This is a genomic window from Nonomuraea sp. NPDC004186 (assembly GCF_053603495.1).
The window spans coordinates 1-2,207 of the sequence record NZ_JBSGFQ010000267.1 but is presented as its reverse complement, the minus strand read 5'-3'; the positions used below and the strand labels follow the sequence as shown (position 1 = coordinate 2,207).

The following is a 2,207-nucleotide window of genomic DNA, read 5'->3' as shown; positions in this document are numbered from 1 at the left end:
GCTGCGGTCCTGGGGCATGCCTCCGGTGAGGCGATCCAAGCGGGACGCCCGTTCAAGGATCTGGGCTTCGACTCCCTGACCTCCGTCGAGTTGCGCAACCGGCTCAGCCGGGCCGCCGGCATGAAACTGCCCGCCACCCTGGTGTTCGACCACCCCACCCCGACCGCGCTCGCAACGCACCTGCTCCAACGCGTCACCGGCAACGGCACGGCCGTCGCGGCCGAGCCGGTGCGGGCCGCGTCTGCGTCCGCGGGGATTGGGGAGCCGATCGCGATCGTGTCGATGGGCTGCCGCTACCCGGGCGGGGTGAACTCGCCGGAGGACCTGTGGGAGATGCTCGTGCAGGGCCGTTCGGGTATTTCTTCCTTCCCCGAGGACCGGGGCTGGGATCTGGAGGCGTTGTATGACCCGGATCCGGACCATGTGGGGACCACGTATCTGCGTGAGGGCGGGTTCCTGAAGGACGCGGCCGGGTTCGACGCGGCGTTTTTCGGGATCAGTCCGCGTGAGGCGATCGCGATCGATCCGCAGCAGCGGCTGCTGCTGGAGACGTCGTGGGAGGTTCTGGAACGGGCCGGGATCGACCCCGACACCCTCCGCGGCACCCCGACCGGCGTCTTCATCGGCGGAACACAGACGGGTTATGGCTCAGGGCCTGGACCGTACCCCGAGGAGATCGAGGGATACCTGCAGACCGGAAACGCCGGCTCCGTCATGTCGGGGCGGGTGGCCTACAACCTCGGTCTCGAAGGCCCGGCGCTGACGGTGGACACCGCCTGCTCCTCCTCCCTGGTCGCCATCCATCTGGCCTGCGAGTCCCTGCGCCGAGGCGAAAGCACTCTGGCGCTCGCAGGTGGCGTGACGGTCATGGCGACACCTGAGCTCCTGGTGGACTTCAGCCGTCAGCGTGGTCTGGCGAGAGACGGCCGGTGCAAGGCGTTCTCGGATGAGGCTGACGGCACCGTCTTCTCCGAAGGTGTGGGCATCCTGCTGCTGGAGCGGTTGTCGGAGGCGCAGGCAAACGGCCACCGGGTTCTGGGGGTGATCCGCGGATCGGCGGTCAACCAGGACGGTGCCAGCAACGGCCTGTCGGCCCCCAACGGTCCCTCGCAGGAGCGGGTGATCCGCCAGGCACTGGCCAACGCCGGCCTGGCCCCGGGCGATATCGACGCGGTCGAAGCCCACGGCACCGGCACCAAACTCGGCGACCCCATCGAGGCCCAGGCTCTGCTGGCCACCTACGGGCGCGATCGGGATCCGGCGGACCCGTTGTGGCTGGGGTCGGTCAAATCCAACTTCGGGCATTCGCAGGCGGCTTCTGGAGTGGCGGGTGTGATCAAGATGGTCATGGCCACCCGCGAAGCCCTCCTCCCCCAAACCCTGCACATCACCACCCCCACCACCCACGTCGACTGGGAACAAGGCCAGATCCGCCTCCTCCAACACCCCCAAACCTGGCCCGCACACAGCGACAAACCACGCCGAGCCGCCATCTCCTCCTTCGGCATCAGCGGCACCAACGCCCACCTCATCCTCGAACAAGCCCCCCACCCCACCCCCACAGGCACAGGTCCTGGCATTAACGCCGGCGCTGACAAGGACACCGGAACGGGCACCGAAGCTCCGCAGCCCCTACCGCTGATCCCGGTAGCCCTCTCCGCCCGTGACCAGACCAGCCTGGCCGCTCAGGCCGCCCGCCTGGCCAGCCACCTCACCACCCACCCCGCCCTCCCCCTGCACGACATCGCCCTGTCGACCGCCACCACGCGCGCCCATCTTGAGCACCGCGCCGTCATCCTGGCCCGCAACGCCGACGACCTCCACCACGCCCTCGACCACCTCGCCGGCACCAACACCGACGACAGCACGGGCCTCGGCACAGGTGACGGCACAGGCAACGACGTCGCCAGGAGCAGCAACGGCAATGGTGACGGGACGGGCGCTGGCAGAGGCGCCAACCTCGGCACCGCCACAACCAACGGCATGAGCACGGGCAACGGCAGCGACGGCGGCGACCGCTCAGACGCTGGCGCGGCCGGTGGCAACGGCATCAACACCGCGACCGTCAACGGCACCGGCACTGGTGGCTCAAGCGCCGCAACCGAAGCTGCGACCGCCAACGGAGCCGACACCCCCACCGCCACCCGCTCCAACACCCGCAACAGCATCGGCGTCGGGGTGGGCGCAGGCATCAACGTGATCACCGG

The 2,207-nt window shown here is 69.3% G+C and carries 1 protein-coding gene; it reads left to right on the top strand.

What is annotated here, in order from left to right; genetic code table 11:
- A partial coding sequence (locus tag ACWEPL_RS65140) for a type I polyketide synthase (RefSeq protein WP_452443061.1) occupies nt 1-2,207 on the top strand: 2,207 nt, incomplete at both ends.